Source organism: Granulicella mallensis MP5ACTX8, assembly GCF_000178955.2.
GTDB classification, from domain to species: Bacteria; Acidobacteriota; Terriglobia; order Terriglobales; family Acidobacteriaceae; genus Granulicella; species Granulicella mallensis.
Genome location: NC_016631.1, coordinates 5,143,513 through 5,160,333, shown reverse-complemented (window position 1 = coordinate 5,160,333; position 16,821 = coordinate 5,143,513). Strand labels below are relative to the sequence as shown.

At 59.8% G+C, this 16,821-nt stretch carries 13 protein-coding genes and 1 tRNA gene; 6 read left to right on the top strand and 8 right to left on the bottom strand.

Going from position 1 to position 16,821, the window contains the following annotated elements:
• Positions 1–151 precede the first annotated feature (151 nt).
• Both ACIX8_RS20010 and ACIX8_RS20005 read right to left on the bottom strand, forming a co-directional pair.
• Positions 152–244, bottom strand: a tRNA-Ser gene (locus tag ACIX8_RS20010).
• Between the two features lie 48 nt (positions 245–292).
• Complete coding sequence (locus tag ACIX8_RS20005) at positions 293–1,279, bottom strand: MBL fold metallo-hydrolase (protein WP_014267204.1); 987 nt, start codon at positions 1,277–1,279, stop codon at positions 293–295.
• A 158-nt stretch (positions 1,280–1,437) separates the two neighbouring features.
• On the opposite strand from ACIX8_RS20005, the gene ACIX8_RS20000 reads away from it, so the two are divergent.
• The gene (locus tag ACIX8_RS20000; protein WP_014267203.1) at positions 1,438–2,751 is read left to right on the top strand and encodes an APC family permease; all 1,314 of its coding nucleotides are present in this window, start codon (positions 1,438–1,440) and stop codon (positions 2,749–2,751) included.
• Between the two features lie 480 nt (positions 2,752–3,231).
• On the opposite strand, the gene ACIX8_RS19995 is transcribed toward ACIX8_RS20000, so the two are convergent.
• Positions 3,232–3,765 (bottom strand): inorganic diphosphatase, encoded by a 534-nt coding sequence (locus ACIX8_RS19995; protein WP_014267202.1) that lies wholly within the window; start codon positions 3,763–3,765, stop codon positions 3,232–3,234.
• A gap of 133 nt (positions 3,766–3,898) precedes the next feature.
• On the bottom strand, positions 3,899–4,864 hold the full coding sequence (locus tag ACIX8_RS19990; protein WP_044177150.1) for a hypothetical protein: 966 nt from the start codon (positions 4,862–4,864) through the stop codon (positions 3,899–3,901).
• Positions 4,865–5,064: 200 nt separating this feature from the next.
• Here ACIX8_RS19990 and hemE point away from each other — a divergent pair, with 200 nt between their 5' ends.
• The 5 genes from hemE to ACIX8_RS19965 all read left to right on the top strand — a co-directional run bounded on the left by hemE (position 5,065) and on the right by ACIX8_RS19965 (position 10,228).
• Positions 5,065–6,192 carry a uroporphyrinogen decarboxylase gene (gene hemE, locus ACIX8_RS19985; protein ID WP_014267200.1) on the top strand — a complete coding sequence of 376 codons (1,128 nt, stop codon included), beginning with the start codon at positions 5,065–5,067 and terminating at the stop codon, positions 6,190–6,192.
• Positions 6,193–6,652: 460 nt separating this feature from the next.
• On the top strand, positions 6,653–7,183 hold the full coding sequence (locus tag ACIX8_RS19980; protein ID WP_223295397.1) for an RNA polymerase sigma factor: 531 nt from the start codon (positions 6,653–6,655) through the stop codon (positions 7,181–7,183).
• Positions 7,180–7,905 carry a hypothetical protein gene (locus tag ACIX8_RS26035; protein ID WP_014267198.1) on the top strand — a complete coding sequence of 242 codons (726 nt, stop codon included), beginning with the start codon at positions 7,180–7,182 and terminating at the stop codon, positions 7,903–7,905. The genes ACIX8_RS19980 and ACIX8_RS26035 overlap by 4 nt, the downstream gene beginning before the upstream one ends.
• Positions 7,906–7,927: 22 nt before the next feature.
• A complete protein-coding gene (locus ACIX8_RS19970; protein ID WP_014267197.1) occupies positions 7,928–8,761 on the top strand; it encodes a secretin N-terminal domain-containing protein in 834 nt (277 codons plus the stop codon).
• A 459-nt stretch (positions 8,762–9,220) separates the two neighbouring features.
• A complete protein-coding gene (locus tag ACIX8_RS19965; protein ID WP_014267196.1) occupies positions 9,221–10,228 on the top strand; it encodes a ferrochelatase in 1,008 nt (335 codons plus the stop codon).
• Positions 10,229–10,693: 465 nt separating this feature from the next.
• Here ACIX8_RS19965 and ACIX8_RS19960 read toward each other — a convergent pair whose 3' ends face one another.
• From ACIX8_RS19960 to ACIX8_RS19945, 4 genes are all read right to left on the bottom strand, one after another.
• Complete coding sequence (locus tag ACIX8_RS19960; RefSeq protein WP_014267195.1) at positions 10,694–12,121, bottom strand: NHL repeat-containing protein; 1,428 nt, start codon at positions 12,119–12,121, stop codon at positions 10,694–10,696.
• 21 nt (positions 12,122–12,142) lie between these two features.
• Positions 12,143–12,487 (bottom strand): hypothetical protein, encoded by a 345-nt coding sequence (locus ACIX8_RS26430; protein ID WP_317623990.1) that lies wholly within the window; start codon positions 12,485–12,487, stop codon positions 12,143–12,145.
• Positions 12,488–12,575: 88 nt separating this feature from the next.
• Complete coding sequence (locus ACIX8_RS19950) at positions 12,576–14,555, bottom strand: NHL repeat-containing protein (protein WP_014267193.1); 1,980 nt, start codon at positions 14,553–14,555, stop codon at positions 12,576–12,578.
• Between the two features lie 215 nt (positions 14,556–14,770).
• Positions 14,771–16,735, bottom strand: coding sequence for an NHL repeat-containing protein (locus tag ACIX8_RS19945; RefSeq protein ID WP_014267192.1), 1,965 nt, complete (start codon positions 16,733–16,735; stop codon positions 14,771–14,773).
• Positions 16,736–16,821: the final 86 nt, after the last annotated feature.

Below are 16,821 nucleotides of genomic sequence, written 5' to 3'. Positions count from 1 at the left end.
AGTGTTGTGGTTTTGCTATACACCTACAGGAGATTTGCTTTAGCAGAGGCTTCTCCAGTCCGCTTCTACTCACATCCAGACGCACAAAAGCCCGCGATTGGCGGGCTTTTGTGCATCATCTTTGTAGAGACTCGATACAGCTACATCAAACTGGCGGAGAGTGGGGGATTCGAACCCCCGATAGAACTTTTGATCCTATAACGGTTTAGCAAACCGCCGCCTTCAGCCACTCGGCCAACTCTCCTGCGAGGTAGAACTGCTTTTGATTATAGCCTGAGCCTTGGCGTCCCGATCAAGATGCCGGATGCCAATCGAGACGTTTTCCCGTCAGGCTCTGATAGACCATCACCGTAAAGCCGTCGCCGCCTACACGATCGGTTGCATACTGCCGGTCGAACTCACGCGTCGGATGGCTGGACAGAATCTCCTCCAGGCTCTTGTTCTGCGCGATCTGGGCGGCCACGCGGTCGCGTACCGTGTGCAGCATGTCGCGATAGGCCTTCAACTCCTGTTTTGTCGCGATCGGGCCATGTCCGGGGACGACCTGCGTATGGTCGTCGATCCTCTCCAGTACCTCGTCGATCACCGGGAAATAACCGTCGATCCGTCCCTTCGCACCCAGGTCGATGTACGGGTAAAGATTGTTCACGAAGACATCGCCCATATGGATGACGTTGGCGTGATGAAAGTACACGATCGCATCGCCGTCCGTGTGCGCCGGTTGATTGTGAAAGGCCCCAATCTCCTCGCCATTGAGAAACAGCGTCAGCTTGCGGTCGAACGTCAGTGTCGGAAGGCTCTCCGCAGGAGCCGGCGGGGAAGACCTGTTCCAGAACTGGCTGAACTGCGTCTGCATCATGCGAAGGCGGCAGTTCTCCTGCGCGACAATCACCGCGCCATCCTTGTGGTAGGCGGCATTCGCTCCGGTGTGGTCCGAGTGGTAATGCGTGCTCACGACGTACCGCACCGGTCCCGCCCCCAGCTTCTGCAGCGCGTCCGTGAGCTTCGGCGCAACCTGGGCAAACTCGCTGTCCACCAGCAGAGTGCCATCGGGCCCAATCGACGCCACCGTATTGCCTCCGGAACCGTGCAGCAGATACACGTGCGGAGCCAGTTCACGGACATCGATCTTCAGGTTCGCCCAATCGGTAGAAAAACCATCTGCAACCCTGGGCTGTTGCGCTGCGGCACTGGCAATCGAGCCGGAAGAGAAGATTGCCGCTAAAAGAAGGCTTGCGGTAAAAAGAGAGTTTCGCTTCGAGGCCACAGAGAGGTTCAAGGGTCTTCTTCCAGGGTTGAATTCAGGGACACTTCGATCCTATAACCTGACGATCTGAAGACGGATTCCTTCTGAATCCCGGCACTTGGCGATACAGTAAAAACACATTTCATCGATAGGAGCCTACGGCTATCGCCAACATCGCGCGCAAGAACAAGATGCGCTTACTGCCGCTTATCGGCGCAACCTATTTCATGGTTGCGGGTGGCCCCTATGGGCTCGAAGACATTATTGGCAAAGCCGGTTACGGACGCGCGCTGCTATTGCTCGCCATCATCCCCTTTCTATGGAGCCTGCCGACCTCTTTGATGGTCGGCGAACTAGCCAGCGCGATCCCTGAAGAGGGAGGCTATTACGTCTGGGTGCGCCGGGCGCTGGGCCGGTTCTGGGGCTTTCAGGAGGCGTGGCTCTCGCTCGCTGCAAGCGTCTTCGACATGGCCCTCTACCCCGTGACGTTCGTGCTGTATCTCAGCCGGGTCGCTCCGAGCTGGACCGAAGGTTATCGCGGAACGCTGTGGGCCCTGGCCGTCATCGTTGGCTGTGCGCTGTGGAACCTCAAGGGAGCAAAGTCCGTCGGCGAGGGCTCCGTGGCAATGTTTTGCCTTCTGCTCTCGCCCTTCGTCGTGTTGGTTGCCGTCGCTCTCTGGCGGTGGCATGGGCAGGGCGCCGGAGTCATGCTGCATCCGGTCACCCATGCAGACATGGGAGGAGCTGTCTCGGTCGCGCTCTGGAACTACATGGGCTGGGACAACGCCAGCACCGTCGCGCAGGAGGTCGACAATCCGCAGCGCAACTATCCGCTCGCGATGCTGGGCTCGGTCACGCTGGTCGCGATCACGTACATCCTGCCGCTGGCTGCGGTGGGGCTGGCGGGCATCGCAGCCGATCAGTTCTCAACCGGGGCCTGGACCGATGCAGCTCGCACCATCGTTGGCCCGGCGCTGGGGCTCGCCGTGGTGCTCGGCGGCATGATCAACGGAGCCGGCATGTTCAATCCACTGATGATGAGCTACACGCGCGTTCCCTATGCGATGGCTGAAGACGGCCTGCTGCCGCGCCTGTTCCTTCGCGAAAATCGCCGCGGCGCTCCCTGGATCAGCATCCTGTTCTGTGCCGCGATCTGGGCGCTGGCACTGCGCTTCAGCTTCGAGCGCCTGATCTCGATCGACCTCGTACTCTACGGCGCTGCATTGTTGCTGGAGTTCGTCGCCTTTATTGTGCTGCGCCACCGCGAGCCCGCGCTGGCACGGCCGTTCTGCCTTCCCGGCGGCATGGCAGGAGCGATTGCTATTGGCATCTGTCCCGCGCTGTTGATTGCGTTTGCTCTATGGACCGCACGCAGCGAGCAGGTGCTCGGTCTGCCCGCCCTGGTCTTCGCTGCGTTGGTTGGAGTCGCCGGAGCCCTGGTCTATGCTGTCGCGGAGTTTGTCCGGCGCAAGGCGAAGACGCCATCCATGCCTGTCATGAGCTAGAGCCTTTTCAGTGTTCTAGGTAGTGTCTGACGAATTGGGAAGTCACTGAAATCAAGATCGATGCGCCCATAACGTTTTGTTTCTGTCCTTCTCCACAGAAGCGTCATCCTGAGCGGAGCGTCCCGGCTTTTGGGGACGCGAAGTCGAAGGACCCCGAGGGTTGTAGTCTTGCCCCGCACCTTTCGAACCTTTTCTACCTCAAGCGTTCGAGCCCGGACCTTCGTGCTGGAAAAGATCCCAACCTCATAGGCGAGATCAAGTCCCCGGGGTCCTTCGGCCCTGAGCGTAGCCGAACGGGCGCACCTCGCAAAAAGCGCGAAGCGCTACGCTCAGGATGACGTCTCTGTGGGGGAGCAAGATGTGGGGATAAAGTTGTTGTTCCCGATTCGCCAGCACTTTCTAAATCCACGCCAGCAAAAAACTGGGCGCGTTCTTCTCAACGTATGCCGAGAAAAACGCGCCCAGTTTCCTGCAAACCCACTACTTCTTGCTGTGCTTGTCGATGTAGTTCTGCTGCGCCTTCAGAATGACGGTGCGTGCGAACGTCGCATCGCGCCAGCCGCGTACTTCTACATTCTTGCCTTCCAAATCCTTGTAGATCGAGAAGAAGTGGGTGATCTCCTTCAGGATGTGCGGATAAATGTCGGCATACTCGTTCACGTCGTTATAGCGGGGATTGCCTTCACCCACGGCGAGAATCTTCTCGTCGCCCTGGCCCTGGTCGATCATCTCCAGCACGCCGATGGGGCGCACTTCCTGCACGCATCCCGGAAAGCTCGGTGTATCTACCAGCACCAGCACGTCCAACGGATCGCCGTCGTCTCCCAGGGTGCTGGGGATAAAGCCATAGTCGCCCGGATAATGGACCGGCGAAAAGAGGTTGCGATCGAGCCGGAAGACATGCAGCTCCTTGTCGTATTCGTATTTGCTGATGCCCTCAAGGGGAATCTCGATAACGGCGTTCACCAGCTCAGGCGATTTAGGGCCTATGGGCAGTGTCAGGTAATTCGTCATAGCGTGTGGCTTCTCTTCTCGATGCAAAAGTTTGAAAACTACAGCCACTCAGCGCACAGGGTTTTGCGATCGCACGCGGAAATGGGCCAACAATAGTCTATATTCCCGGATTGTGCACTCCCCTCAAGGAGGCTTATTTTGCGGTTTTATCGTCGCTGGGAGTTGTGAAATACGGCTTCGCACCCTCGACATGAAGTTCCTGGTCGAAGCTGCGGACCGGCTTAAGCTGCAGGGAGCCATCCTCCATGAGCTCGGGCTCCGTGGATACCTTTTTTTCGGCTTGTTCGATCAGTTTTGTGCATTCAGGCGAATCCGCCTTCATTTCGTCAGGCAATTCCTGGCGGTCTCCGAATTTGGCTCCATCGACGAAAAGAACTCCATCCTTGATCTCGGAGTTAAAGTGCAGAGGCGGCTGCGTACTCTCGGAATCGAAACCGATCGCGATGTCCATCGAAACCAGGCGTGCCGTTGGATCGTTCAGTTCTGCGGGCGGTTTTACCTCGGGGAGGTGAAACTGCAGTACCCGATACATTCGCGACCGCGTGCGTGGACCTTCAGGGTGTTCTCGATAGGCGATAAAAAAGCTCTTAACTGGACCTGTGACGGGAGGCAGCGCGTACTGCTCGCTGAATTTATTCGCCGTTGCGGCGAACACCGGGCGCATCTCTTTCGGAAGCGCTTCGTCTTCCGAGAATCCAAAGACAAACGTTCCCTGGCTGCCAAGCGATTGGCCATCAAAGAGAAAATTCACACTGACAGGACCCGAACTCTCCTCCTGGCTCTGCCAGTGGGGCATCACTCCAGCGAAGATACCGTTCGATGGCCTCTTCACCTCTTCAAGAACGATGCCGTGTTCGGTTGGCTTCCATCGCCCGGCGGTCAGGTGCTCTTCCGTGCCATCGCTGAGCTCAAAACAGAACTTCCGATCAGGCAGGATCGCAAGGTCTTCCGCTGAGTCGGCTTCATCATGATGATAGGCGCCCACAAACGGGCTCTTCTTCGCCACGCTCGTCTGCGCCCTGGCTGGTACGCCAGGCAGCCCCACGATGCCCAGCAAAGCAAGGACTGCGATATTGTGTTGGGACTTCCAGGACTTCAATGGATGTATCCGGTCGTTTATCGATTTCCCCAATTCTCTTACTGTTCCTTCCTCTTCATCATAGGTGCAGCGCATGGACCCCTGGCAGTCCTGGCCGTATGCAGCGGCAGATGAACTTTTGCTGCCCAGGGCATCCCCACAGGATTGGACGAGGGGAAATCGTCGCTGAAGGTGCTAGCCTTAATACGTTGACTACATTCATGGAAAATCTGCCCGAAAACACACGTAACCATGCCCTAGAGACCGAGACCTCCTTGCCGGAAACCAGCGGAAGCCGCTTTGTTCGCGCCTGTCTGCGCCTGCCCGTGGATCGCACCCCCGTGTGGTTCCTGCGTCAGGCCGGACGCTACATGCCGGAGTACATGGCTGTGCGCAAGCATCACTCGCTGCTCGACATCTGCCGAACCCCGGAGATCGCCTCGGAGGTCACGATTACCGCTGCCGAGCGCCTTGGCGTTGATGCGGCGATCATCTTTGCCGACCTTCTGCTGCCCTTTACTCCCATGGGCCTCGACTTCGAGTTCGTCAACGGGGAAGGCCCCGTCGTCAACACGCCCGTGCGCTCGTTAGAGCACGTGCAGGCGCTGCGCACCGACCGTACGGACGATCTACGCTACGTCGCCAGCGCGATTGAGAAGGTCGCCAAGCACTTCAACGCGCCTCGCCCCGACGGCGACACGCTCGGCATCATCGGCTTCTGCGGCGCTCCCTTCACGTTGGCCAGCTACATGATCGAAGGCGGCAGCTCACGCAACTACGTCGAGACAAAAAAGATCATGTACTCGCACGACGCGACCTGGGCGCTGCTGATGGAGAAGCTCGTCACGGTCCTCGTCGCCTACGCCGAGCAGCAGGTCGAAGCGGGCGCGGACGTCATCCAGATCTTCGACTCGTGGGCTGGTGCGCTCTCGGTTAGCGACTATCGCCAGTACTGCCTCGCTCCCACCACGGAGCTCGTGCGCCGCGTCAAGGCACTCGGCGTTCCGGTGATCTACTTCGGTGTCGACACCGCGTCGCTGCTGCCCACCATGCGCGAGACCACGGCAGACGTCCTCGGCCTCGACTGGCGCATTCCGCTCGACGAAGGCTGGCGTGCTGCGGGCGCAGGTTGCGCGGTGCAGGGCAACCTCGACCCGATCACCCTCTTCGCTCCGGAAGACGTTCTCCGCGACCGTGTGCAGGAGGTTCTGAACCTCGCGAACGGCCGCCCCGGACACATCTTCAACCTCGGACACGGCATCGTCCCCGGCACTCCTGTAGACAACGTCATCCGCGTTGTCGAATGGGTCAAGGAGTACGGCGTCATCAAGCCGCACGCGGGCAGGTAACTCACCTCAGAATTGTCATCTCGACCGAGGGGCGTCTGGTCAATCGGTAGTAACGAACTTAACCAAATGTTTTCAAACCCCACAGGAGCGTCATCCTGAACGAAGCGCCTCGCGCTTTTGCGAGGCGCGTAGTCGAAGGACCCCGAGGGACTTGATTTCGCCGATAGAGGTCAGGATCTTTTCCAGCACGAACGTCCCGGCTCGAGCGCTCGAGGTAGAAAAAGTGCGAAGGACGTGGGCAAGATTGCAGCCCTCGGGTCCTTCGACTCCGAGTCCCCAAAGGCCGGGACGCTACGCTCAGGATGACGCTTTCGTGGAGAGACACAAAACAAAAGCTATGAGTGCATCGAGCTTGATTTCACCAACTGTCCCTACCCCCTGAAAATATTTTCGAGCGATCCCCGCAATCGCGCGTCTGTCCGAATAGAAGGGCAACGTGATTTTGTCAGAGGGATACAGCTTGGACTTGCTGTCTGCGCAGACCGCCGGATCGGAGATCGATCTTGCGGCTCTTGTGGAGGCATATTCAGCGCTGCTCTTTCGTGTCGCTCACTCCGTCCTGCGCAACAAGGCAGAGGCTGAAGACGTAGTGCAGGACGCCTTTGTTCGCGTCCTGGAGCACCGTCGCACCTTGCCTGGGGTGCGTGACATGCGCGTGTGGCTTGTTCGTGTCGCGTGGAATCTCTCCCTCGATCGCCGTCGCCGCATCCGTCCTGAACAGATGGACGAGATCTTCGCCGAAAGCCTCGTCGCCCATCACATGCCCGCCGACGTTGCTTTAAATGAGGCGCAGAGAATGAAGGCCGTCTTTCGTGAGATCGAAAGATTGCCGAAGGCGGAGCGCCAGGTTCTGCTGCTCTCCGCTCTGGAAGAACTCGACACAGCCGAGATGGCGCAGGTCGTCTCAAGAAGCGAATCAGCCGTTCGGGCGCTGTTGTTTCGTGCGCGCTCACGCCTTCGCACCCGTCTCGAAAAAGGAGGCAATGCATGAAGAGAACTTCAGAAGAGCTCATCCAGCAGGCCCTCACCGGAATCCGAGAAGCCCAGCCCGACGCTGGTATGGAGCAGCGTCTTCTCGCCGCCTTGCGGCAACGCGCCACTGCCCCTACTCCCTTGTGGCGTCACGTCCTCAGCCTGCCGTCATGGAACTGGCAGTTTGCCGCGGTCTCGGTGGTGCTTGTTGCCACCATCGCCTACTTCATCACGCATCACCGCCCCACGACGATCGCCACGCCCATTACGTCGCAGTCGCAACTGCCTCGCGTTGTTCCCGCGGACAACACCGCGCACAAAGCGGTCTACGCCACCAACAATCCGGGAGGCTCCAAATCCTCTGGCATCCAGAGAACTCCAAAGTCCACCCTGCCGGATACCTCATCGACTCTTGCGGCTGCCGATCGGCAGGCGCTGGATGACACCAACGCTCCCAGCCATCCCGCCCCACCCATGCCTCTCACCGCGGAGGAGAGGCTTCTTCTCTCTGCCGCACGCAAGGGCGATCCCATCGAAGTCGCCGAGCTTGAACCCGCCTATGCCTCCTCGCTTCGCGCCGCTGCTGAAGATCGCAAAAAGAGCGATATCCAGCAGTACGCCAAGCTTCTCCTCGGCCCTCTTGCCCTGTCCGAATCCATGCATCCCACAAGCGCTTCTCCGAAGCCGGATGAGCCTCCACCTTCTCCCGTACCCGACCCTCCTGCACCTTCTTCCAACTAACGCTCGAATGGAGTCCTCTCTTATGACCAAAACTCACATCCACCGCATCGGTTCTCAAACCCTCCTGGCTCTCGCTCTCACGATCCTTCCGCTGGGCTTCACCGCTCATGCGCAGGACTCCGCTCCCTCGCAGGAGAAGTCAGCGCAAGACACCTCCGCTGCTACTCCGAAGCCCAAGAGCAGGGAAGAATACCTGGCCCCTTATCGCATTCCTTCGGTCGAATCCACCCATATGATTTATCTCAATAACGTTACTCAGCAGAACGACGCCAATGAGATCATGGTCGCATTACGGAACATGCTCGACCCAGGCGTCAAGATCTATCTGGTCATCTCGCAAAACGCCATCGCCATTGGAGGGCCACCAGACCAGATCGCTCTTGCGAACAAGCTCATCAAAGATCTGGACCAGCCCCACAAGACCTATCGACTCACCTACACCTTCACCGATTCTGACTCGGGCAAGCGCATCGGCGTCGAGCACTTCTCCGTCGTCGCTGTCGACGGCCAGCGCACCAGCCTCAAGCAGGGTAGCAAGGTGCCTGTTGCCACCGGCCAGTACGACGGCGGCAAAAACGGCACGCAGGTGCAGTTCACTTACCTTGATGTCGGCATAAACATCGACAGCACGATCAACCAGGTTGCCAACGGACTTCGTCTTAAGTCCAAGGTCGAGCAATCCGGCGTCGGTGAAACCCAGACCATCCAAGGGGCGCAAGAACCTGTCATCCGCCAGTCAGTCCTCGAGGGAAACTTCAATGTCACGCTTGGTAAACCCCTGGCTCTCGGCCAGATCGATGTCCCTGGCAGCACCCGCCACCTGGACGTAGAAGTTGTCGCCGAACTCATTCCGTAGGTATTGCCGTCAAATTGCTTTTGAGTGAAGTCGAACTGTGCAAGCAGTCTTCTTGAGGCAAGAGACGGAAGGGCCTGGCTTCAGCCAGGCCGCAAAGGTCGGGCCGAAAGGCCCGTACCACTCTGCCGAAGGCTGGAGTGAAGGCGCAGCCGTAACGACTGAATTGCTTTCCTTGGCCGTGTCGAAACAGCTATGCTCGCCACGGATACAGCCTTCGTGAGCCCTGCACAGTCTTGGCGGCACTGAGGAAGGCAATTCCGTCGCTCCGGCTATGCCTTCGTTCCAGCCTTCGGCAGAGAGGTCTTGTTCCACAATCCGGCTTTTGCGGCCCGGCTGAAGCCGGCCTTCCGGGTCTTGCCACACGAAGTTATCTAGACCGCTCAAGCTATATCTCGAATAGCATCGACCTCTTCGTGATGGGCGCCGCGACCTCGCGAGAGCGGTACCATAAATAAGACTATGAATCAGACCCCGACAGCCGGTCGCTCGGCCATCCTGCTCCTCGCTCACGGCACTCCAGACAAGCTCGACGAGATGGCCGCCTATCTCGACAAGGTAACCGGCGGCCGCCCCATGCCGCAGCACGTCATCGAAGAGCTACAGCACCGCTATGCCGAGATCGGCCTGCGCAACGAGCCGCTGCCCGAGGGCCCTCCTCTCACACGCTGGACCCTGCGCCAGGCCGAGATGCTGCAAGAGGCGATGGACACCAAGGTCTACGTGGGCATGCGCAACTGGCATCCCTATATCGCCGACACCGTCGCGCAGATGAAGGCCGATGGAGTCACCCACGCCCGTGTGCTCTGCCTCGCGCCGCAAAACTCGCGCACCTCTACCGGCCTCTATCGCCGCGCTCTGGAGTCTGCCCTCGACGGCGCGTTCACCTATGACTTCATCGCCGGCTGGGCCGACGAACCGCTGCTCGCGCAGGCCTTCGCGGAGAAGCTCAAGCCAACGTTGGCGGAAGCCCGCGCCACACTCGGCACGCAGGTTCCTGTCGTCTTCACTGCGCACTCGGTTCCTTGCCGCACGATTCTCGCTACTGCTGGAGAAAGCTCCCGGCCCGGAGCCCCTGTCCCCGCCGACGGCATTCAGAACTACGGAGCCACCTCCACGCCCGACCTCTATCCTGTCGAAGCCAAGCAGACCGCTGCGCGTGTCGCTTCGCTCGTCAGTCTTACCGATGCCGATTGGTTCTTTGCCTTCCAGAGCCAGGGCGTCGCCGGAGCTCCGTGGATCGGCCCGACCGTAGAGGACACACTGAAAGCCCTGGCTGAAGAAGGCCACAAGGGAGTCGTGATTCAACCCATCGGCTTCCTCTGTGACCACGTCGAGATTCTCTATGACATCGACATCCACTTCCGGGACGCAGCACGCGGACTGGGCATGCAGCTCTGGCGCCCGGAGAGCCTCAACGACTCGCCAACACTGGTGCGCGCCATCGAGCAGGTGTTAGCGCGTTCCTGAGGAGAGCTGTTCTAGATCTGGAAGATCTCTTGTCTGAACGGCGGAGCTTTAGCCCCGCCGTTCAAAGCAACGTCTTATGGCTGCAAGAGCGTTTGATCTTTAGGGCCAACGGCCCGTTTCATACCAGCCTGGGGTGGAGCGCAGCAGCGAGCGGTTTTTAGCTCGCTGCAAGCGTAGGCCCAGGTACAGGGTCTGTAAAAAATCAGAGGGCTGTAAGCCCGACTCATCGTGCAGGCACGATGAATAGGGCTTACAGCCCTCAACTTCTTCTCCTGCACGTAACCTGGGGCTACGCTTCCCGAGCTACCACGCTGTCGCGTGCTGGCTCGGGAAGCATAGCCCCAGGCTGGTATGAAACGGGCCCTTGGCCCTAAAGCTCAAGTACGAACTTTTCTGCGACCTGTAAGCCCCGCCGTTAGAAGGCGCTACGTGCAGCAATGCTGCTAGTTGTGTCGGGCGCGGACGCTACGGTCGTGTACCCAGCTTGCTGCTTCCATTCAGCGTTGGGATAACCGGCAAACCGGCAGCGATGGAAGTGATTACCGGAGCACCTACGCCGATCAGCTCTGTCACGGAATTCCCCTGGTAATTTGTCGCCCAGACGTTGCCCGAGCCATCGACCGCTATCCAGAGGGGAAAAATCAGGCCGCCACTGGTATAGCCGCCGGTTCCGGAGAGAGCCGCTCCAGTGTTGGAAAGCACGGTCACGCTATCGCTTGAGTTATTCGCCAGCCAGACATTGCCCGCGCCATCGATCGCGACGTCTAAGGGCTGGCTCAGGCCGCCGCCGGTGTAGCCGGTTCCAGAGAGGATTGCCCCGGCGTTGGAGAACTCGGTTACGGCGTTGCGCCCCCCATTCGGTATCCAGGCGTTGCCGGAAGCGTCGATCGCGATCCCCCCTGGCACGTTCAGTCCGCCGCTCCCGAAGAGAACTGCACCGGTACTGGAGAACTCGTCCAGGCCATCACTAAAGTAGCCAATAACCCAGGCATTGCCTGAACCATCGATCGCGATTCCCTGTGGAAACCTCACTCCGCCGCCCGTGTAGCCGCTGGTTCCCGAAAGGACCGCCCCACTGCTGGAGAACTTGGTCACGCTGGCGGCTGAGCTGTTCGCCACCCAGACGTTGTTTGAGCTATCGATGGAGATCGCAAGGGGGCCATTCAGGCCGCCGCCGGTGTAGCCGGCCGCTCCGGAGAGGACTTTCCCGGCGCTTGAGAACTCAATGACAGAATTACCGGAGGACTCAGCCACCCAGGCATTGCCCGCGCCGTCGATCGCGATTCCCTGTGGATTGTTCAGGCCGCCGCCGGTGTAGTTGATGCCGAGGAAAAAGTCGTTGACCGAGGTAATCGGCTGGAAGGGGCTGGCATTGGTTGCCAGGTTGAGTAGCGCGCTGACATTGGCTCCGGGGTGCTGGGCAATATTGATCGCCGCCGTTGCCGTATCGGTTGGAGCGGTACCGTAGGTCGTGTTTGCGAAAAGCGTGCTGCATCCCGACGAGCTAACCCCGTTGGAGTTGATGCACGCAGCAAGGATGTCTGCCAGGGTGTTGATCGTCGTCACCGGCACGACAGCGTTGCTGTTCAGGGGCAGAGTCGCATTGGGAACTCCACTGACCTGGTTCGCGAGATTCAGCGCGATGGTGAAAGCATTGGCCAACCCGGTTCTGGAGAGTGCATGGCCCTTTACCGCGCTGGGAGCGCCGATGTGCAGAGAATCAGTCGCAAAGCCTGCCAGCGCATACGCCGCAGCCACCGTGGTGATCTCATTCATCGCCACCGACGTAACCCCCGGAAAGGCGGCTCCGGTTGTTGCGCTGGCGCAATCGCCTACAACCGCCAGCAGTGAGGCTGCGGGATTCGGCGTACCGGCAACGCCCGCCCCTGCCAACTGCGGATCGCCGCCTGTCGTCTACAGGTAGACCTGCTGGCCGGAAGAACAGGCGAACGCGCCGTTGATATCGAAGGTGCCTCCCGCATCCGTGGTCACGTAGAAGTTCCCGTTCGTATCGGCCGGGTTCCCGGTCGAGGAGGTCAGCAGCGAGGTCGACGCATTGCCGGTAGGACCGGAGGTGGGGGCGATGCCGCTACCCCCGTAAGCAACCGTGCTGGCTGCATACATGTAGACGTGTGTTCCACTGATCGGCTGCTGGCCTCCATGGACCAGGCCCCGAATGTGCATGGCCGTCTGCGTCGAGGCCGTAGAAACATCTCCGAAGTTCGCGGAGCAGCCGCTGAGCCCAGGAACAAAAGCCACGCCCAGTACGCTGGCCACAGATAAAAAGGATAGACGACGGTTTTTCCCGAGATTCTCCCACACCGGAACGGTGGTTTTGTGCTGCGCTCTACGGGCGTGTGCCCAGGTTGCTGCTTCCATCCGGCGTTGGAGTAGCAGGCAGCCCGGCAACGATGGGAGTAATCACAGGAGCAGCCGCGCCGATGATCTCGGTCAGAGACTTACCTATGAGATTGGACACCCAGACATTGCCCGAGCCATCGATCGCGATCGCATAGGGCTCGTCCAGTCCACCGCCGGTATAGAAACCGGTACCGGAAAGGACCGTTCCGGTACCGGAGAGCTTGGTCACGGTGTTGCCCAGTAAATTAGCCGCCCAGACGTTGCCCGCACCGTCGATCGCGATCCCGATTGCCGCGTTCAGGCCGCCGCCTGAGTAGCCGTTGGTCCCTGATAGGACCGTCCCGGAGTTGGAAAATTCGCTCAAGGAAGTGGCTTGGCTGTTCGTTATCCAGGCGTTGCCTGTACCGTCGATTGCGATCTCCGCTGGTGCAGTCAGGCCGCCACCAAAGTAGCCGTTGGTCCCTGATAGGAACGCTCCGGAGCTGGAAATCTCGGTTACGGAGTTACCTGAGTCATTCGTCACCCAGGCATTGCCCGCACCGTCGACCGCGATCCCAATGGGTCCATCCAGGCCGCCGCCGGTGTAGCTGGAGAGGACTGCCCCAGAGCTGGAGAGCTTGGTCACGGAGCCATCGTCGGCATTCACCACCCAGACGTTGCCAGGGCTGTCGATCGCGATCGCAAAGGGGCTGCCCAGGCCGCTACCGGTGAAACCGCTGGTTCCGGAGAGGAACGCTCCGGAGCTTGAAATCTCGGTTACGGAGTTACCTGAGTCACTCGCCACCCAGGCATTGCCCGCACCGTCGATCGCAAGCCCAATGGGCGCATTCAGGCCACCGCCGGTGAAACCGTTGGCTCCGGAGAGGAATGTCCCGCTGCTCGAGATTTCGGTCACGGAACTGCCACCCTGATTTGTCACCCAGGCGTTGCCCGCACCGTCGATCGCGATTCCCTTTGCAAAGTTCAGGCCGCCACCCGTGTAGTTAAGCGTAAGAGACAAGTCGTTGGCCGAGGTGAAGAAAGGTTGGAAGGGACTGGCGTTGGTGGCCAGGGTGAGCAGAGCTCCAACGTTGCCATTCGGATTCTGGGCGAAGTTGATGGCGGCCATGGCCGTATCGGTGGGCGCTGTGCCGTAGTTCGTGTTGGCGAAGAGTGTGCTGCATCCCGACGAGCTTGGTCCGTTGGAGTTGACGCAGGCCGCGAGAAAGTCCGCCACGGTGTCGATCCTCTCCACAGGAACTGCGACGTTGCTGTTGTTGGGAAAGGTCGGATTGGGAACTCCGGTGGCCTGATTCACAATGTTCAGCGCGGTATTGAAGGCGTTAGCCAGGCCGACTCCGGCGAGGGAGTGGCCGGTCACCGCGCTGGGCGCGCCAATGTGCAGGGGATCCGTGGCAAAGCCTGCCAGGGCAAACGCCGCAACCTGCGTGGTGATCTCATTCATGAACACTGAGGTCACGTGCGGGAAGGCCGAGCTGGCTGTCGCGCTGGCGCAGTTGCCTACGACAGCCATCAGCGAAGCCGCGGCATTCGGTGTGCCGGGGATTCCTGCGCCCGCTAACTGTGGATCGCCTCCGGTCGAATACAGATAGACCTGGGTATTCGGAGTGCAGGCAAACGCTCCATTGATATCGAAGTTGCCGAAGGCGTCTGTGGTGACGTAGAAATTCCCGTTTGAATCCGCCGGGTTCCCGGTCGCTGCCGTTAGCAGCGAGGTCGACGCATTGCCTGAAGTGGGAGCGATGCCCTGGCCGCCATAAGCGGTTGTGCTGGCGGCATACATGTACACATGCGAGCCGCTGATCGGCTGCTGACCACCATGCACCACACCTCGAATGTGCATCGCGGTTTGCGTTGCGGCATTGGAAACATCTCCGAAATTCGCCGAGCAACCGCTCAGCCCCAGAGCAAAAGCCACGCCCAGTACGCTGGCTACAGACGAGACGAATAGACGATGGTTTTTCACGAAGTCTCCCACACCGGAACGGTGGCTTTGTGCTGAAACTTACCCAGAGCTGATCTGAACTGCAAATAGCTTAACAGCAGAGAAACAGCACTTTGAATAGCAGGGGTAAACTCCACCGGAAATTGTTAGTTCGGGTGTAACGAACAAAGGCGCCCACCCCCTGCGCAAAGAACGCGCGGGAATGAGCGCCATGTAGAGTCCCGAAGCCGAAGAAGCTACGGGCGTGTGCCCAGGCGGCTGCTTCCGTCCGGAGTAGGGAACGCGGACAGACCGGCAGCGATCGGAGTGATGACAGGGACACCGATGCCGATCATCTCGGTCACGGAGCTGCCTTGGAAATTCGTGATCCAGGCGTTGCCTGAGCCGTCTATCGCGATCTGCATGGGCCCATTCAAGCCGCCGCTGGTGTAGCCGCTGAAACCGGAGAGAGTATCCCCGGTGCTGGAGATCCCGACCACGGAGCCGAAGGTGTTGGCCACCCAGGCATTGCCCGCCCCGTCGATCGCGATCCCACTGGCCTCGTTCACGGTCCCATCGGCGAAGTAGCCGGTGCTCCCTGAGAGGAATGTCCCGGTATTGGAGATCTCGGCGACAGAGAACCCTCCACCCGCTATCCAGGCATTGCCCGAGCCGTCAACCGCGATCTGCTCGGGCGTTGTCAAGCCGCCGCCGGTGTAGCCGTTAGCTCCGGAGAGGATTGTCCCGGCATTGGAGAGCTTGGTCACGGAGTTAGCAGTGAAATTCCCCGACCAGACATTGCCCGCGCCGTCGATTGCGATCCCATCCGGTTCGTTCAGGCCGCCGCCGGTGTAGCCGTTCCCGGAGAGGATTACCCCGGTGCTGGAGATCTCGGTTACGGAGTTATTCTCAAAATCATTCACCCAGACGTTCCCCGAGCCGTCGATCGCGAGTGACTGTGGCTCGTCCAGGGCGCCGCCGGAGGAGCCGTTGACGACGCTGAGGACTGTCCCGGTACCGGAGAGCTTCGTTACGGAAAAATTACCGCTGGTGACCCAGGCATTGCCCGAGGTGTCGATCGCGATATTCCCGGCTGCGGTCGGGTAGCCAGTGGCTCCGGAGAGATAGGTCCCGGTACTGGAGATCTTGGTCACTGAGAGCGTTCCGGAATTCGCAACCCAGACGTTACCCGAGCCATCGATCGCGATCCCATTGGAGAAGCTAAGGCCGCCGCCGGTGTAGTTGATCCCGAGGGAGAAGTCGATGAGAGAGCTGTTGAAGGGCTGGAAGGGACTGGCGTTATTTGCCAACTGGACCAGAAAATTAATGTTGGTCCCCGCGTTCTGCGCGAGGTTGATGGCTGCTGCTGCCGTATCGGTGGGCGTCGTGGCGTAGGTCGTGTTGGCGAAGAGCGTGCTGCAACCGGACGAGCTGACACCGTTGGAGTTGACGCAGGCAGCCAGAACATCCGCCACGGTGTTGATCGTGGTCACGGGGACGACAGCGTTGCTGTTCAGAGGAAAGGTCGGATTGGGCAAGCCGGTGACTTGGTTCACTAGATTCAACCCGGTTGTGAAGGCGTTGGTCAGGCCGGTCCCGGCGAGCGTATCGCCTGATGCGGTAGGCGCGCCGATGTGCAGCGGATCGGTGGCAAAGCCTGCGAGGGCATACGCTGCAGCTACCGTGCTGACTTCATTCATCGCCACCGACGTAACGGTCGGGAAGGCGGCACCGGGCGTCCCGCTGGCGCAGTTGCCGACCAGCGCCAGCAGCGTGGCCGCAGGGTTCGATGCGCCGGCAACTCCTATGCCGGCCAACTGCGGATCGCCGCCCGCCGAATACAGATAGACCTCTGTCCCCGGGCTGCAGGCAAACGCTCCATTGATATCGAAGTTGCCCGCGGCATCCGTCGTGACGTAGAAGTTCCCGTTCCCATCCGCCGGGTTTCCCGTGGCTGCAGTCAGCAAGGAGGTCGATGCATTGGTCGATGAGGGAGCGATGCCGTTACCGCCATAACCGAACGTGCTCGCCGCATACATATAGACCTGCGCGCCACTAAGCGGCTGCTGACCTCCATGAACGATGCCATGAATGTGCACCGCAGTCTGCGTTGCGGTATCGGAAGTGGTTCCGAAGTTCGCCGAGCAGCCGCTCAGCCCCAGAGCAAAAGCCACGCTCAGTACGCTGGCCACAGACGAAAAGGATAGACAACGATTTCTCACGAAAATCTCCCACACCGGAACGGTGGTTTCATGCGTACAGCTTATGTAGAACGGGGGCCGAGTCCAGTTAGGTTATCAGCAGCTCC